The organism is Pseudomonas sp. SDO5532_S415, assembly GCF_054071155.1.
This window is the reverse complement of sequence record NZ_JBSVWS010000035.1, coordinates 22,975-40,816: the sequence shown is the minus strand read 5'-3', so window position 1 is coordinate 40,816 and position 17,842 is coordinate 22,975. Positions and strand designations below refer to the sequence as shown.

The following is a 17,842-nucleotide window of genomic DNA, read 5'->3' as shown; positions in this document are numbered from 1 at the left end:
CGCTTGCTCTGCAGCACGCGTTATCGTTAACGTCCTTCGCGAGCAGGCTCGCTCCCACAGGGGTTACCCGCCGCGGCTCAGGTCAGGGGAACTGCTTCACCTTCAGCCCTTTACGGCATTTCCACTGGCTGCAGGTTAGCGCGCTGCAGGGCTTCGCTGGTCAATCTGGCGATCAGTGCCTTTTCCTGCACCGCGATCGCCTCCATCTCGGTGTAGTACTGCGCATCGCTCATGACCGCGCCGGGCTTTATTTCGCTGTCAGGTTTGCCCAAAAGTTTTGCCAACCGAACGACCTCCGAGCGCCAATGAATCTTTTGCACCGCCGAATCACTGTCGAGCCAGGCCTGTTGCGCTGCCTGCAAGTCCAGCAGCGGCTCGCCTTTGGCGTGCAAGGCCTTGAACAGCTCCTGATAGTGTCGCTTGAGGTACTCGACCCAGAAGGTTTGTTCGATCAGCCGTTCCTGCAACAGCGGTCCCCTCTCCTTTTCCAGCACCCGTTCGTAAGCACTCTTGATCATCCCGTCCGAGACTTCGGGTGCGTTGAACCACATCTCACGGGATTGCCAGGGTAACTCCAGGTCCTCCGCCAATCGAGTGGTGTAGATCATATGGATTTCCACCTCATCAATATCCTCAAGCGGTTGCCCTTGCGCATTCTCATGGGGGACCAGATCGCCTTCTGCATCGAATTCGGGAAACCGGCGCCCTGCGGCCACCAGCTCGTTGACCCGCTTTCGAGCGATCCTGCCCAGCTCGTCCAGACGCCACTTGCCGCGCGCCAATGTCACCAGCTCGATCTCGATTTCGTCTGCGCCCAGGTCATAGGCCTGAGCGATCAAGACCTCGACGCCCATGGCGTTAAATATCTGCGCGCCAGCATCCACGCAGGTTGTCGGGGCAGCGGCCATACGGAACAGTTTTTCCCGTAAAGCCGTGTTTGCGGCTGTCGCCTCAACCATTGACCAGACCTTGCCACACAATTCGATCCTCGCCGCTTCGTTGGCGGACAGAGCATCCGCCGATTGCGCGAGCTTCCTCAATTCATTGAAAAATGGCTCCGACCCGGGTTCACGTTCGAGGTCGGCCCATACATCCTGTTTTTCCTTCCATTGCGGTTCGGTCAGCCCCTCTTTCCAAAGACTGCTGTCAAACACACCTTGGGGTGGAAACTGTGGATCCGGCTCAAAGCCGACCGACTGGCGATAGTCTCTGACCCTGCTCAGATTCTCCGGGGAAATAGAGGCCGGCTCGTGACTGATGAGCGTGCGTGCCACGATCTCCGCTTGCTCTGACCCTGGCGTCACCTGCGGAACGATTTCCAGGGTGTTGGACCTCATGTCCAGGAACAGCGTGCGGATCCTGGGCTGATCGAATATACCCACAGGCCAGGTATGGATTTCCGTGTTGGCCAGCAAAAGGATAAGCAGGTCGGGCATCTGTCCGATATCCGGAGGCAACTTCAAGGGATTGCCCTCAAGCCCCAGGTATCGCAGGTGCGTCAGCCCCTTCAACTGCTCGACAATCTGCGTGTCGAACTCGATCAGGTTGTCTGACAGGTCCAGTTCGGTCAGGTGACCCCATTGCCCCAATGCTTGCGGCATCTTGTCCAGTTCGTTGTTGCCCAGATTCAGTCTGCGCAGACGCTTGAAATGACGCAGAAATCCATCCGCGTGTGCGATGCCGGTACCCGATAAATTCAGGTGAGTCACGTGACTGAAATTGGCCGACAGCGGTGGTAGTTCTTCGACTTGTCCCTGCAGGTCGATGTTGGACAAATCAATCGTTTGGCCCTGGGGCAAACCGGTATTGTCCATGTCCACCTCCCCCCTGCGTTGCCAGGCCTCACTGAGTGCATTGGTGATCATCAGTCGTGCATCCTGCTGGGGGGACTGTTCGAGTGCCAGCACCCAGTTTTGCAAGGTGCGGGTGAGCGAATCAAACTCGCGCTCACGGTTTCTGAGGACCGTTTCGCGACTGTCGCCCAGGCTCGCGATAAACGCGTCCATCTCCTGCGACGACATCGTGGGGTACAAGTGACGGACCCGTTGCTCAAAAACAGGTCGCCACTGGCTGACGTCAGGGTGATCGCTCAGGGGATAACCAATACGCTCGCCGGACAGACGTTTGGGTACCCGGAAAAAAGGTTGTCGACGCGGTTGCATTCTCAATAGCGGACGAAGCTGATCACGGGGCAACTGATGCTCGATGATTTTCACCTTCAGCTGCGCACCCTGCGCGACGTGGGGTAACCCGATGGCTTGACGATGCCGGTCGGGCAAGGCGTGCTGGATCGAGGCGTAGAGATCGTCGGTACCGTGCAAGTGTTCATCGCGCTCATTGCGTGCCTCGTAGCGTCCCTCGCTCACCCGAACCAGCACCTTGCGTTCGGTAGCCTGCTCGGAACCGACACTGGCGCGCAGTTCACCTTCGAGCCCGCTTTCCCGTACTTCAAGGCGAAGATCGTCGGGCCAGCCGGGGAAGGCTTCCAATGAATTGAGTGCCAGGATCTCTGTGTCTTGATCGACCAATGCATCGAGGTACAGTCCCTCGTAGGCGCGGGCGAGGCGCATTTGCTGCTGTAACCGACGCGCGCCCTCGGCCAGGCGTAATGGAACACGCTTGTCGGTGCTCAGAGTCGCCACTTCATTGGGGGGGGCATCGGCCAGCAATTCCTTGACGATTGACGCCGGCAGACCGGTGAAATCCCGTTGCACTACAGAGACTGCCGCGTCCGCCGACGGTTGTTGCTCGGCATAGAGGCTACGCATCAGCCGCGCCTTGACGGCGATCGCATGCTTCTCCAGTTTTTTTTGCAGAGCGGCAATGCGCTCTGCTGATGCGTTGGGCAAGTAGTCGGGCAGCAGGGATTTGATTTCCGCCTTGTCCATGGCTGCGATGATTCGTGTCGGCAATTGCCCCGCCATCAGCTCAGAGCGTGTGACTCTGATCGTGTTCAGCGGCCCGGCATCTGCACTGCCGTACTTGACCGAAGTCTCGCTCGGTCCCGATCCGGACACAGCTTCTATGGCCTTGTTCGCCGGCCAACCCGGCAACTCGACTGCCAGAGCGGCCGGCAAACTGCACAGCGCGCTGGAGAGTGAACCGTCGCGGATGCCCTCGGCAACTTTCACCGCATCGCCATAGGCCCGGAATCGCTTGAGGCTATCAAGAAGAATCGCCGGGACCGGTTCGCCCTCAACATGCAACCGACGCAGGACGGCGGCGTCCACATCGCTGACCTGCCGAATCTGCTCCAGTTCGGTATCGCTGAAACCCTCTACCAGCGGGCCGAGCCGACGCATCAGTGTGGCGCCCTTCCAGGTTTGGGGACGGTCCAGTTCATGGTGCCAGGCGCCTTCGCCATTATGCGCAAGTTCAGGGGCATAGGCATCGGGACGGGTCGGATGCTGGATTCGGTACTGCTTGCTGACCGGGTCCTGCATGACCTGATAAAGCTCATCCTCGAGCGGCAAAAACGTCTGCCCACCCTGCGCATACAAGCCCAACTCATCAGGGCCGGTCCCGGCCGCCAGAGTGACGGAGGACTTGTAGGGTGCAAGATCGGGTTTCCACAATTTCTGTTTACCGTCGGGCATGGTGACCGGTTTCAGATTGTCCACCATCGTCGACACTTGAACCTTCGGCAACACCGCCGCTGCGGTACCGGCAAAGGCCGCATTCAGCGCCACACTGGAAAAGTGCGCCCACATCTCTCTCGGCTCACCTTCCTCGTATGCTTCGATACCCTCGAACACCTCAGTGCACATCTGCGCCGCGCCGACCATCAGCATGATCGGTCCGAGCCCCGGTACCACAAAGGCAGCGAGGTAGAAGACATTGATCACTGCGTCCTGAAAACTTTCCAGCCGGGCCAAACGAGCTTCGCGGTCCTCATCACCCGTGGTCACCGCCATCACGCGCGCATCGTCATACAGTTTTTTGATGAATCTTTCACGCAGCTGCTGCCACGGCTTGCTCCCGATAGAGGCCTCGTCCACCGGCAGCTTCCTGGGGGTGGTCTGCAAGGGATAGTCGGATTGAGCACTGAGTCCGGAAGGCTGATACAACTTATTGAACTGCGCGAAAAAAAGGCCCTGTTGCCGCACCGGTATGAACTGGCTGAAAAAACGCCGGTAGGCACCACTGTGCAAGCGAGTGCGCAACTCGACCATGAAGTCGGCACTGGACGCATATTCTTTCAGTGGATGCAGGGGATCATTGGGCACGTAGACCGCCAGCCGCTCGACCCGATCCGATGGCTGCCGGCTCGGGCCGATCAGCAGCGGCCCCACCAATTCGATGCCAAACACCTTCAACGTGGCGAAGGTCACCGGCCTGCCGTCCAATACTGCGCCGTTTGTGCTGCCCAGCAACTGTTTGAGCATTAGGTAGACGTCTTCACCGATGCCCGATTCGACCTCGGCTCTGCCAGCCCGGGTTGCAAACTGCCGCCTGGCGATCTCACAGGTCACTGCCAGTTGGCGCCGGTGGTGCTCCTCCAGTTGCTGCTCCAGTGCTTCACGCTCCTGGACCTCTTTCGGTTGCACGATGTCCTGGATGTGCTTCTGATAAAGCGCCCCCAGGTCGAGGGTACGACAGAGTTTGGCAAAGTCATGGGGAGCGATGGGCCTGGCCTGCTCCTTGAGCGTTGCGTACGAGGGAATGACATCACCGCCATAGTTGCTCCAGTTGGTGATGATCTGGCAATCGTTGCAGGGCAGCGGTTGCTCTTCGTCGGGCGTGAAGTTGGCCAGGGCCGCCTCGAGCAAGGAAATGCCTCGAAATTCCTGCTTCAGGCTTTGATCGACCGGCTGATCGAAGACAAAGAATCCAAACAGATCATTCCGGTCTTTGAACGCATATTTACGGGCGAAGAAAACGTTTCGCACATCAAGGTCCAGCTTGAACCGGGCCTTGATCGCGGCTTTGAGCAGCGGCTCGGCAAACTCAAAAATATCCTGGATACGGCCGAGCCTGGCATCGATCTGATTCAAGGTTTCGCGATAGCGCAAGTGCAGGTCCGCGAGCACGGTCTTTTGCTCGGGCAAGGCCGTCCGGTACCAGGCTGGAAGTTGCAGTTCGTGATTGCCGAGTTCTTTCTGCCGCAGTGTTGAGGCCTGGCTGAACCAGGCGGGTATGCGGTCTTTGAGGAAGTTGTAGTGAACACCTCGAAGGTCGCTGGTGAAAGAAATTTCGGGCGTTGCAAGGGTTGTGTCAGAGACTGGCATAACGGGTCATCCGTGACTTATGGGTGAGACTTCAGCCTACCGAACGACCTCAAGAAAAAAGCTTATATATATACCGCACTCGAATGTCGGGCCGAATCAGCAGTTGCGACTGCCAGCTCCGATGCCCGGCGCCGCATCGAGCGACGCCGGGCGATGGGATGACCGAGGGAGCTAGCGCCCCATCAAATCCTTCGACGTCCCGGGCTGTGGTTCCGCGGGTCCGACGGGTTCGCTTTCCCCGGTTTCTCTGCGAGACAGTTCGATCAGTTTCTGATTGCGCCGAATGTCGTGTTGAATGCCGAGCATCTCTATTCCTTCTCTGTAGGCAGATCCCGTCATGTCTTCATGTGCGTCCTCAAACCGGCTCCGCTCCTGGACAATGCCCTGCTCCAGGTCGCTGAATTCATCAGGGTATTTTTCCTTGAGGTATTGCACCCAGTAATCGCGACTGATCAGGTCTTCGTAGAACACCTGGCTTTTCTCCAGGGCTTGCACACGCGCACGCGCGGTTCTCTGCGGTTCACCACTGATGGCCTTGCCATAGAGCATGTTTTTGGGTTGGCCCGGAAGCTCCAACCCGTCATCCCAGCCTCTGGACAGGCCCAGTCGGTACTCCAGACGCACTTCCGCCGGATCAGACCTCGTACGTAACGCAGCATCGGCCAGCTTCTCAACCTGATCCAGCCGAAACAGCTGGCGGGATAACCGCAGCAAGGCGACGCCTTTCTGATCCAGGCGACCGGAGTCGATCCCCTGCAAGGCATTGTGCTCGAATACCTTGACCTCCAGGTTGCTGAAGGTGAGGATCCGCCCATCCACACAGGTCCCATGGGAGCTGGACATGGCGAACAGGGTTTGCCTGAGTTCGCTGTCGGCAGCTGCTGCATTCACCACCTCCCAGACCTTTCGGGTCAAATCGGCGCGCGCCAACCTGAACTCCGCTGTATCTTGCAGCCGGGACAGCAGATGAAAAAACGCCAGATTGACCGGCTCGTCCCGAAGTTGGTTCCAAAGGGCTCGATGACCGGCTTGTAACTCGGGATCGAGTATCTCCAGCCATGGTTCGACGCCATCGAGCTCCGCTTCTTCCTCCCCGATGTCCTCGTCAGGCAAGAAGGGGTCAGATTCATCTTCACTCGAGCCCGCACTGCCAATCTCGCTGTCACTGGCCAGATCGTCGATCAAATCATCGAGGCCTTCGGAGGTGTATCCCATCCATGTGCCGGGTCTGACAGTGGTCGCGTAATCCCTGAGTCGCTCCAGATCGTTGCGCGACAGGTTGTTGTCGGACAGGTCCGTATTGGCCATCAAGGTATCGTGCTGTACGTTGAAGGCATCAGCGGGAATCGACGTGATTTCATTGCCACTTAGATTCAGCACCCTCAGACGCCCGGCCGCCAGCGTTCCGGCCGGCCACTCGGTCAATCGATTGTTGCGCAAATCCAGTTCCTCGAGATGCACCAGCGAATCGACACTGAAGGTTTGCAGATTGTTATGACTCAGATCCAGCGAGCGCAGATGCTCCAGCGATCCCAACGATGAATACAAACCCTCGGGATCGGTAAAGCCGACACCGGACAAGTCCAGACGTTCCAGCTGCACCATGCCCCCGACCGCCTGCGGAAGTGCGCGAAACTCATGACCACCGAGTTCCAGGTTGCGCACGTTGGCAAAGGCTCGCAGGAACCCGTTGGAGCCTTGCTCGGTAATCCTGGCGCCGTTGAGAATCAAGTCCCGCACATGAGGAAATTGCACCGGCAGTTCAGGCAGATCCCCCAGCTGCATGTCATGGAACCAGAGGCGACTGTCAGTGACGCCGTCCCAGACGATCGTCCCTTCGAGCCAGCATTCACGGATCAGCCGTGACGCCCGCCCACGGGAGACTGACGAAACAACCCAATCCGCCCCCCGAGACTCGCGGACAAACATCCAACTGTTCAATTGTCGTGTCAGGGTTTCCAGTGTCCGATGCCAGCCGCCGATGCGCTCGCTGATCACTCCATCGCTCGCCCCCTGATTTCGCATGCCTTCAATGGCTTGCAAGGCCTCATCGTCAGAAAACCGAGAGTCCAACCGTTGCAAACGCCGGGCAAGCCAAGCCGGGCCTTCTCCTGCAGGCTCCTCTACCGGCATCGGCAAAAGTCGCTGGGCAATCGAGGCTCCCGTCTCCTTGGGTGGAAAGACCGAGGACTCGGTTTCCAGCGCAAAACGCTCGAGCGTACCGGGGACCAGGCCCCTGGCCTGTTCTATCCGCCCACGGGCGGCGCTCAAGGCAGTTTGCGCTTGCGGAGTCAAAGGTGAGCCGGACAAATTCATGTTCAGCAGCAGATCATCCCTTGCCAGTACCGTTTCAGGTAGCTCGCCAAGCTGATTGTTGCGCAAGTCCAGCCAAGAAAGATCCGCAAGATTTTCGGCACCGGTCGGCCACGCCGCCAGGTTCGTCCCGCTGAGGTTCAACGCCTTGAGTTGGCCCATTGCACTGACATCCAGACGCTCCAACGGAGTATTGCGTAAATCCAGGTTCTGCAGCACGGGCAGATCGCCGGGCGTTACCGGCGAGTCCATCACGTTGCTGTCGCCCAGATCCAGGGTGTGCGTCTGACTGAAGCGGCCCACGAAACGGCGAACCTGTTCGACAGGTGCACGCAAGCCTGACAGGCGTAATGTGTTGACATGGGAGAAGCCCTGATCGGGAAGTTCCGGAAGCTCGTCGAACCGTATCCCGGACAGGTCAAGCACCGTGGAATAAGTCGTTGAGCCATATCGCTTCAAAAGCCCCTCATACCAGCACCGCTTGAGGGTCGGCAGGGTTGTCCAGTCAGCGAAGCCGCCGATTTGCGTCACTACCCGCGCAGTCCACGCATCGAGCTGTCGAGTGAGCTGGCTGTACTCTTCGCTCAGCGCCTCGATGGCGTCGAACCGGGCTTGGGCGTCCGGCCATTTCTCGAAAAACGCACCAGGCAAAGCGTCGGGCTGCGCGGTGCCAGAGAATGACGCGACATGACGTTCGCCAAACTGCTTGAGTCGCCCCTTGCAGTAATCTCTGACCATTTCCTCAAGATCGATCAGGTGTGTTGAGTGGTTTTTTACATAGTCATAGGCTGGTTTGAGCGCTTCGCGACTCGAAAGCGACCAGTCCAGGGAGAGTCCTGACAATAGCGAGTCATGAGTGCCATCGAACAATTGAGCGGGCAGTTCGTTGATCTCCGTTTGTCGCAAGTCCAAACGTTGCAGATGTGGCAGGTCGAGCACACCGACCGGCAAAGTCTTCCGCGCGTACGCCCCTGCAATCGTCAGCTCATGTAATGCGCTCAAGCGGCTGACATCAACGACACTCGCCGACTCGAACGCCCCACGAAGCGACAGCTTTTCCAGCTTCGTCAGCGCTCCCAACCCGGCGATAGCCTGCGCAGGAAAGGGGAAGCGGGATTCGATCGTCAGATCTGTGAGTTCAGTCATCTCGACTAACGCTTCAGGAAAGGCGTGCAATGCTGGATTGGCTACGTGAATCGCGAGCTGTTGTACTTTGGAAAATTGAGTCAGTACGCTGTTGACTGCGGCATCCGTGAGGCCCCTGCCACCCACTGTCATAACACGGACATGCGAAAAGTCCGCCGTCAGCGCCGGCAATGGATCGCCACATAAAAGGTTAAGCGTGGCATAAACGGGATTTTCCATGGCCCTGGGGGAATTCTGCCAGGCAGCTTTGATCCCGTCCGCCACCGCCTTTTTTCCATCCAGCATCGCGTGCAATGAGAGACTCTCGTCCGCGACCCATCGATCAAGCTCGGTATTGAGCTCCTCCCATTCGCGCATTCGGTTCCGCAGCAGGGAAAAAATTTGCTGGTTGGTTTTGCCGAGTCCCCATTGATCGAGCAGAAACTTCATGGCCTGCACGTCGTTCAAACCAAAGTAGACATCCTTGACCCGGGAGACCAGCGTATCGCTCTCCGCTCCATGACCACTGGCCGGGTAGCCCACCAGTTTTTCCGAAATGCGTTGCGGTGGTTTGAACCAGGGTTTGCGAGCGGATCGGGCGTGCAGGCTCTGCGTCGACTCGACGGGATGACCGCTGGCATAGTCGATAATCGCGTGCCGTAACTCAGCGCTTTGTCCCACCTCGGGCATGCCCAGCGACCGCCGCGCTTCATCGGGCAGTGCGTGCATGATGGAAGAGTAAAAATTATCGCCATGGCCGGGTACGCTGTTGAGGGTTTCTCCCCGGTCGTTAAAGGCCTGGTAGTACGAGCCTTTCTTGACCAGGTACTTGCGGGTTTCAGCGGTCTCGCTGCCAATGCCATCGATCAAGGCACCTTCGAGGTGGCCGTCGCGAATCTCCAGCCGCACCTGATCAGACCAGCCTGGCAATTTCGCCAACGTATGCAGCGCCAGACGCTTGCTCTCCACCGAGGCCATGTTTTCCATGTGCAACCCTGCCAGGGCTTGAGTCAAGCGTCCTTGCTGCGCATACCAGCGGGCTTGCTCTAGCAGGTGCAGCGGGAAACGTTTGGTGGACTGAAGGCGGTTGATTTCTTCGGCCGAGGCCTGGCGCAAAACGGTCTGCGCCGCCGGCTCGCCCAGCCCCGGGCAAACCTGCTGCAGTTTCGCGACCCAAGGGTCTATGGGTTCGTTGCCCTTGTAGAGACTTTCGAAGATCGCCGGTTGGCGGGTTCGGGCGAAATCGGCGATCTGCTTTCGCAGCTCCCCGGGTCTGGCGTCCTTGACCCGCGCCGCTTCACCGCCCAGCAGGCGGGTGATCTCCGTTTCGTCGAGCGCCGCCAATATGCGCGAGGGCAATTCGCCGCTCAGGACATCGGCCCGGGTCAACTGGATCTTTGCCTTGCGCTTGGCCCCCGGCAGCAGACGCTCGGAGCCGTATTTGACCGAGGGTCCGGACAGCTCGGTGCCCTCGAATACTTCCAGGACACGGCCCATCGGCCATCGCGGCAGCTCGGTTACCAATGGCAAGGAATACAGATAGCGGCCATCGATGGCTTGTCCGGTCTCGACTTGCTCGATGACCTGGGCAACACCCCGGTCAGCGTTGAACAGACGCAATGTGTCGCTCAACTCGGGGGGTGGCAACGCGTTATCCAGGTGCATCTTGCGCAAGGCATCGTCGCTGACGCCGCTGACGTCGGCGATCTGCAGTAATTGATCGTCTGAAAACGCTTCAACCACAGGTCCCATGCGCCGCATCAGCGTCAGGCGATCCCAGGCCAGCGGGCGCTCCAGTGTATGGCGCCAGGCACCGGCAGCGTTGTGAGTCAGGACGGGCTGGTAGGCTTGCGGGTCGGTCGGATGCATGATCCGCCATTGGTTCGACGAAGCCTCATACGTTGTTTCATAAAGCTGGCCGCCGAGCCGGACATAGGTCTTGCCGCCAGCCTCGTATTGGCCCAGGGCATTGGCCGTCGTGCCGGGGTCTAGTGCAACGGAACGCTCATAGCCGCTCAGATCGAGTTTCCACAGTCGGCTCTCGCCATTGGGCAAGGTCACCGGATCCAGGGTTTCGATCACGGGCTCGGCCTTGACCGCGGTCAGTTTGGCCAGTCCTTTACCGGCACCGGCCGTTACGGCGATCAGTGCCAGGTTTTCCGCCACCTCGGTCAGGTGGGCCTTGGCGGCCTTGCGATCGCCCTCACTCCATTCCACGGCACCGGCAAAGGCGCCATACAACAGTTGGCCAGTCATCACGACCATCATCAACTCGCCGAACACCGGTACGAACATTGAAACAGCCATGAGCACCAACATGCCGATATTCAGCAGTCGGGCGAGCTTCTCGGAGCGCACCCTGGCATCGACATCCGCCGTGGGCACGGCGTGGGCTTGCGCATCGGCGATGACCTTTTCGCGATGTTGCTCGAAGAGGTAGTTCCACAGGTCAATGTTATCGGCCCATACCCCGTGGCCCTTGCGAGGGACATCCGCCGGGAGCAGGGCGGGATCGTCATTGGGTTGCTGGTTGATCGGCCTGGTGGGTGGCAGTTTTTTGAAGCCGAGAAACGGATTGATGCCTTGCGCCAGTGAATTGAGTATCGATTCATAAGGACGCAACTTCTGGCTCAGCGGCGCATTGGATGCATCGTTGGTGAATTCACTGAAATAGTGCGGCCGATCGGCATAGGCGACGAACTGACTGAAAAACCGCTGGTACGCGGTCGGGCTGCCGTCCCAGGATTGCGTGGCATCACGGGTGGTGAAGCGACGTTTGAACATCGCCGTCAACTCGCCATACGTGAGTCGCTTGAGGGGATGGTGGGGGTCGTTCGGGACATACAGAATCAGTTCGTCGCTGTAACGGTATTTTTCGCAAATACTGAACACCACGCAGCCGGTCATTCTGCGTTTCATCAACGTCAGATCACGGAACCAGACCGGTTTACCGTTCAAACGGGGATGCACTTCGCCGTCGATCACAGACAGGATCATCCTGTAGTCCGCGGGCTCGATATCCTTTTTCAACAGCGCCAGTTCAGCCGCTGCTCGCAAGGCGGTCTTTTGAGCCGCGATGAATTTATGGCGCAGCGCCTGCTCCGCCGCAGCATCGGCCGGTTGCAGGAAGTCTTTGAGATAAACCTGATACTTCGCGCCGATATCCAGCGAACGACACAAGCTGGTGAACTGCGCCACCGTCAAGGACGTCTTGACCGCTTCAAAGTCCTCCGTCGCCGATTTTTGCGTCAGGAATCCCGACGACTCATGAAAGGCGCCGTCCTCGTATTCCGACGCTTCGAAGTTATGCAACGCCGCCTGTAACAACGGCAACTTCAACACATCGAAAATCCCGACATCGATGTCAAGGATGCCCATCTCCAGCGGTTGCTTGAGGCAGATCAGGGTTTTATTGACGTCCAGCTCGACGTTGAACCGGTCCTTCAGTGCCTTGCTCAGCAAGGGCGCGGCGAAGGCGTCGATGTCCTGGAAGGCCGTCATGGCCTGGTCCAGTCGGGTTTGTGCGCTAAAGCTGGCGGTGACGGCGGTGTTCAACGCCTGGCGTTGCTCCGGCGAGGCGCGTCGATACCAATCCGGCTGCGGCGTATTATGGTCTTTGAGTGCCGTGCGGCGTTGTGGCGTGGCCTGGATCAGCCAGTCGGGAATGGCCTGTTCCAGGAACGGCCCGTGAATGCTTTTTGTCACAGCGGTTTGTTTGCCGGCAGACGTGAAGTTGTCGGACATGGTGTGTCTCCTGTAAATGGGAGCACTAGCACACCATGACCGACAGCCTCGTTTGCGGTACATAGTTATGGCATCAGGACCGCGCAAAGCAGGTTATCGATGCCGGGTGTTACGAGAAAATGCCCTCGCCCCTACCCACCTTCGCCCGATCCATGGCTTGTTGCGTCAACAGCCTGAGCAAGGCGTCCTGCTCGTTTTTGATGGCCGAGTACTGTTCGTTGAATTCGTCGTCGGTCATGTCCCGGCCGGGGACAAAATCGCTTTGCGGTTTACCCAATTCGTGTGCCAGCACTCTGATTCGCGTCTTCAACCGATCTTTTTCCTCAGGAGCTAGCGTCACACCGGCGGCCCTTTCATTCAGTGCCAGCTTGTACTCATAGAGTGCATTCATGCGTCGGTCGAACTGTTTGAAGCGAACCCGGTTCGATCCCATCACGCAGGACTTCCAGAACGGTTGTTCAGCGATCGAGTCGCGCAGGAGGTCGCCTTGCTCAAACGCCAAGACTTGCAGACGGGCTTTTTCAATCATTGGCCCGGTAACCCCGGCAATGCCGCGAAACTGCATGGTATGCGCCTGCCAGGGCAAGTCCAGCCCGCCCTGCTGCTCCGGCTTCGCCAATTCGGTGGTGAATGCCAGGTGAACCTCGACGACATCGATGGTTCCCGTCACCTGGCCGTCGGCACCTACCCGGCGAAACTGCTCACCGTTGGCGATACGGTCGGCAATGTGCTGCTCGGCGATACGCCCGATGGCTTCCAGACGCGAATTCCCCTTGGCCAGTTCGACCAGTTCGGCTTCTACCAGTCCCGGGTTCGCCAATCCGTAGGCCTCGTGGATCAGCACCTTCATGCCCAGAACGTTAAACATCTGCGTCGCGCCATCGACACATTCCGATCGCGCCTGGGCTTCGGCAAAAATCGTCGTGCGCAATTCGCTGTCCTGCGCCATGGCTTCGAGCATGCGCCAGACCCTGGCCGTCAGTTCCTGCCGATAAAGCCCGCCGGCCCTGAAGTCGGCGGATTGGGTGAGGCGCCTGATCTCGTTGAAAAACGCTTCGGAATTGAACTCATCCTCGACCGCGTCCCAGATGCTCTGCCTGATTTGCCATTGCACGGGCATGCCCTCGGCCCATTGGATGCTGTCCAGGGTTCCCCGGGGTGGATACGGGCGATCGGGGTCCAGGCCGACTGACTCGGTGTACAGCCTGAGCCTGTCCAGATGCTGCACGGACATCCACTCCGGCTCACGACTCAACAGGGTACGGGCCAGCAATTCGGCACGAAAGGTTCCCGGCGCAACCTCTGGTATCTGGCTGATCTGATTGCGCCGCAGGTTCAGGTAAAGGTTGCGGGGACGGGATTGCAAAAACAGCCCGGTCGGCCAACCCTCGATGCCCGTGTTCTCCAGAATCAGCGAATGCAAGTCGCGCATCTGGCTGATATCGGGCACCAGCCTCAACGGATTGCCTCTGAGCTGAAGCGAACCGAGACGGGTCAGGCCCCGCAAATGCGCCACCGCTTGAGGGGTCAGTTCGATGCGGTTGTCATTCAGAATCAGGTCCTCGAGGTAGCGCATTTGACCGATGACCGGAGGCAAGCAATCCAACAGATTGCCGGTGACGTCCAGATAACGCAGGCGACGAAAGGGCTGCAGAAAATGTACCTGGTTGGGGAGCAAGTCCGCGCGACGCATGCTCAGGGAGGTGACATGGTCGAAATTGGCGGTCAGCTTCGGCAGGCCGTCGCTATGCCGACTCATCGAGTGCCCGTCCAGGTTAAGCCTCTGCGGACGGACGATACCAGGGACATCGAGCCCCGCCGGCCCGGTCCTTTGCCAGCATTGCCTAAGAGCCAAATAGAGTTGCTGCCGGGACGCGGCCTCGGCCAAACCGGAGCCCGGCATCGTCGTCGGTGATCTCACCCAGCGCGTGAGGGACAGTTCCAACTGATCGAACTCCTCTTCGAGTGCCTTCAGGCGTTCTTGCGCGGCGTCGCCGAATCCGATGCGCAGCGTTTCCAATTCCTCTTCGGACAACCCCGGATACAGCCAACCCAGGCGTTGAACAATCGTCTCCCGGCTCATCTGTTGCGGGTAACCGCGCATGCCTCCGCGAAGGCGCATGACTTCAGGGTCGTAGGCCGGTTTGCCAATCGGATGTTGCTCCAGCTCCCTGTCGAATCGCTCATGGCTTATCGCTGAACGCTGCAACGCCTGCTTGAGTTTTTCACCCTCGTGAATCTCGAAGCCGAGGGCTTCGCGCTCACTGTCCGGCAAGGCATGCAACAACGACGCATAGAAGCTGTCGGCACCGTGCAGATGCAGGCCCTGCTCGTCTCGCGTCTGATAAAGACCTCGTTCATCGAAAAACAGGACTTTGCGAATCGGCGCATTGTCGGGACCGACGCTCGTCTGCAATTCGCCACTGAAGGAGAAGGCGCGAAGCTCGATGCGAACCCCGGCGGACCAACCAGGCAGGGTCGACAGCGTTGCCAGCTCGAGTCGACGGGTATCGTTGTCTGCCAGGGACTCCAGATAAAGGCCCTCGTAGGCGCGACTCGCTCGCACACGGGTCAATGCCGCTTGCGCTCGCTCGTGCAGACTCAGGGGAACACGGCGTTTTTGCGACAGATGTCGCAGCTCCTCGGGACTGGCATCGCGCACGATTTCTTCGGCGACCACCACAGGCAATTGCGGGTAGTCATTGCGAAGCAAGCGCACGCTGGATTCGTCGGAAAGATCCTGTTGTTTGTAGAGTGTTTCGAATGAGCGGTTTCGATGAATGTCGGCCAACTCTGCAAGGCGCCTGCGCAATTCATTTATCCGCACTTGCCGGTCGCTGGGAATGCCTTGGCCGAGCAATTCATGAATTTCCGTTTCACTGAAATTCTCGATCACCCGTTGCGGCAGAAGACCTTCGCGCAGTTCTGCGCGGGTCAGCTTGATCTGTCGCTCAGGCCTGACCTCGACGTTGCCGAAGTCGTAGAACTCGCCTTCCAGTGTCGGCCCGTCGAACAGCGCGATGCCTCGGGATTCGGGCCAGCGTGGAAGCTCAATCATCAAGGCGGGTATGGTCTGTTCCAGCGCCTCCGGAATCCGGTTCGCCAGTATTTGCTGCCCGAGTTCGCCAGCCTGGGCATACAGCTTGAAGCGGTTGAGCGTGTCGACCAGCATGGCGGGCGGGGCTTCGTGCTCGACATGCATCCTGCGCAGGGCATCTTCATGCACGCCGCTGACGGCCAGCACCTGCTCAAGGGTCTCATCGGATACCGTTTCCGTCATTGTCCCCAAGCGTCTTAACAAGCGGCGCTTGCCCCACCCCAGCGGCTGTTCTACTTCAGTTTTCCAGCTCCCGGCGCCGTTATGTTCGACGACGGGTTGATACGCGCCTGGCCGGTCGGGGTGCTTGAGGCGATGCAGCCCTGTCTTCGGGTCTGTCGTCACCACGTAATGCCTGTCTTCGAGGCGCAATACGTCCTTGCCCTCATGTCGGTGAAGCCCACGTTCGTCGGGCTGCGACGTGGGCTCCAGGACCAGCGGATGCTCGTAAGGACTCAGGTCAGGGTTCCAGAGTCGTTCTTTGCCATCGACCTCCACGGGCTTGAGGTTTTCCACGAAGGGCGACACAGCCACAGCGGTTTTGGGCAGCACATGCCCCGCGCCCATCAGGGCTAATTGTGCAAAGTTGATCAGCACACCGTTGATGTAGGACGCAGCCTCTTCCTTATCGCCCTTGCTCCAGTCCTCGATGCCTTCGGCCAGTTCCGCCAGCATCTGCGCAACCATGATGCCCAGCACCGCCTCGCCCACTCCGGGAACCAGCATCGCGGCGAAGCTGAACAGGTTCCAGCCGATGTCCAGGTAGCTGGCCAGGCGCTTCCAGCGGGCAGTCGAATTCTCATCGCCGGTGGGCACGGCAATGCAGCGTGCATCGCGGATCATCTTGTCTCGCCGCTCCTTGAACAGCTCGGCCCAGAGATTTGCGTCCCTGACATTGGTGATGGGTTCTGCGTTGGGGTTCTCGATCGCGGTTTCGCGCCACCATGGTCCCATGTCGAGTGGATTGCGCTGTTGCCAGGTCATGGTCTTGAGCCGCTCGTTGACCCGCGCAAAAAAATGGCCCTTGTCTTTCTGCTCCACGAAACGGCTGAAAAAGGCCTGGTAATCCGGGTCGCGCAGCTGGCTGATCAAGGTTTTCATGAACTCGGCCAGCGAGGCATATTCTCTTAGCGGATGGTCGGGATCATCCGGCACGTAGGCGATCAGCGGACCGCTCAACCGGCTTTGTTGATAGATGTCTTCCTTGCGCAGCATTTCGTCCGCGACACCACTGGGACCGTTGGCAAAGAAGGCCTGGATCAGCTTGTACTGGTCAAATTCGCGCCCTGGCAGGACCGGGATATGCTGCGACCAGCGTGTCCAGAATGTCAGGCTGCCGGGGGTCAGGGCATCGACGGCCTTTTTCACTACCGAGGCTTCGCCTACAGCGCTGAACAACACGATGGATGTCAGGCGAAAGCCCATCAGCGACAACCGATGGCTGCGCAGTGGCGCGCCATGGAAGCGGATATTTTTCCTTTCTTCGACAACCTCGCTCAAACGGTCATAGGCGTGGGCAGAGATGTCGCCTTTCAGACGCGCGATCAACACCGATAACGTGAAGACGGCTTTTTCACGGGCCTGCGCGCGCTGGCGCAATTGCCATTTTGCAACGGTGTCCGTTGGGTCCAGCTTCGCCTTGATGTGTGTCTGGTATTGTCCACCGATGTCCAGCCTGCGACAGAGACTGGCGAACTTTTCCGGGGCTATTGCGTTAACGCGTTTAAGGTCTCCCTGTACGTGTTGCGATAAACGCCGGAACCACTTCTGAAGGCGCCTTCTTGAGTTTCGGCTTCCTCGAAGTTATGCAAAGCGGCGGCGAGCAGCGAACTTTTCCGCAGGCGACTGACACCGGTGTCGATGCCAAAAACCATGTTATCCGGGACATAAAGATGCAGGGACAGGGTTTCGGGGTCTTCGTAGGCATTGAAGTTCGCTTGCAAGGTACTCGCCAGAAGCGGCTTGGCGAAGGCCTCGATATCGTGTTGCAGGCCGGCCAGCAGTTCATCGAGCTCGCCCTGCAAGCGCCAGCGTTCGTCAATTAACGTTTTCAAACGCTGTCGATCCGCGGCCGACGTCTTCAAGTACCAATCCGGCATTTCTGCAGACTGATTCAACATCGATTCAAGCAGCGCCGGTGGCGCATTTTTTATTGCATCGGGAATAACCCTCGTTACGCGTTGCTCGTGAACACTCTTTTCAGATTTAGAGGGGGCATTCGTCGAGTTGCTTCCTTGCAAGTCAGACATGATTCAGACCTTCAAATGAATAGTTAAGCCAATAGCCTATTCATGCGAAGCCAAGGAATGGATATACATCTGTACCACCCCTGAAA

The 17,842-nt window shown here is 58.6% G+C and carries 4 protein-coding genes; all 4 read right to left on the bottom strand.

Features of this window, described 5'->3' with window-relative positions; genetic code table 11:
• Positions 1-110: 110 nt before the first annotated feature.
• A complete protein-coding gene (locus ACW9HW_RS11590) occupies positions 111-5,228 on the bottom strand; it encodes an NEL-type E3 ubiquitin ligase domain-containing protein (protein WP_457399930.1) in 5,118 nt (1,705 codons plus the stop codon).
• Positions 5,229-5,399: 171 nt separating this feature from the next.
• Positions 5,400-12,410: an NEL-type E3 ubiquitin ligase domain-containing protein gene (locus tag ACW9HW_RS11585; protein WP_457399929.1), complete on the bottom strand. Its 7,011-nt coding sequence runs from the start codon at positions 12,408-12,410 to the stop codon at positions 5,400-5,402.
• A 109-nt stretch (positions 12,411-12,519) separates the two neighbouring features.
• On the bottom strand, positions 12,520-17,217 hold the full coding sequence (locus tag ACW9HW_RS11580; protein ID WP_457399933.1) for an NEL-type E3 ubiquitin ligase domain-containing protein: 4,698 nt from the start codon (positions 17,215-17,217) through the stop codon (positions 12,520-12,522).
• A complete protein-coding gene (locus tag ACW9HW_RS11575) occupies positions 17,214-17,756 on the bottom strand; it encodes a dermonecrotic toxin domain-containing protein (RefSeq protein ID WP_457399928.1) in 543 nt (180 codons plus the stop codon). The genes ACW9HW_RS11580 and ACW9HW_RS11575 overlap by 4 nt, the downstream gene beginning before the upstream one ends.
• Between the last annotated feature and the right edge of the window lie 86 nt (positions 17,757-17,842).

Excerpts from the sequence above, each read along its gene's own strand:
- ACW9HW_RS11590 (WP_457399930.1), bottom strand. The coding sequence starts at position 5,228 with ATGCCAGTCTCTGACACAACCCTTGCAACGCCCGAAATTTCTTTCACC.
- ACW9HW_RS11575 (WP_457399928.1), bottom strand. The coding sequence starts at position 17,756 with ATGTCTGACTTGCAAGGAAGCAACTCGACGAATGCCCCCTCTAAATCT.
- ACW9HW_RS11585 (WP_457399929.1), bottom strand. The coding sequence starts at position 12,410 with ATGTCCGACAACTTCACGTCTGCCGGCAAACAAACCGCTGTGACAAAA.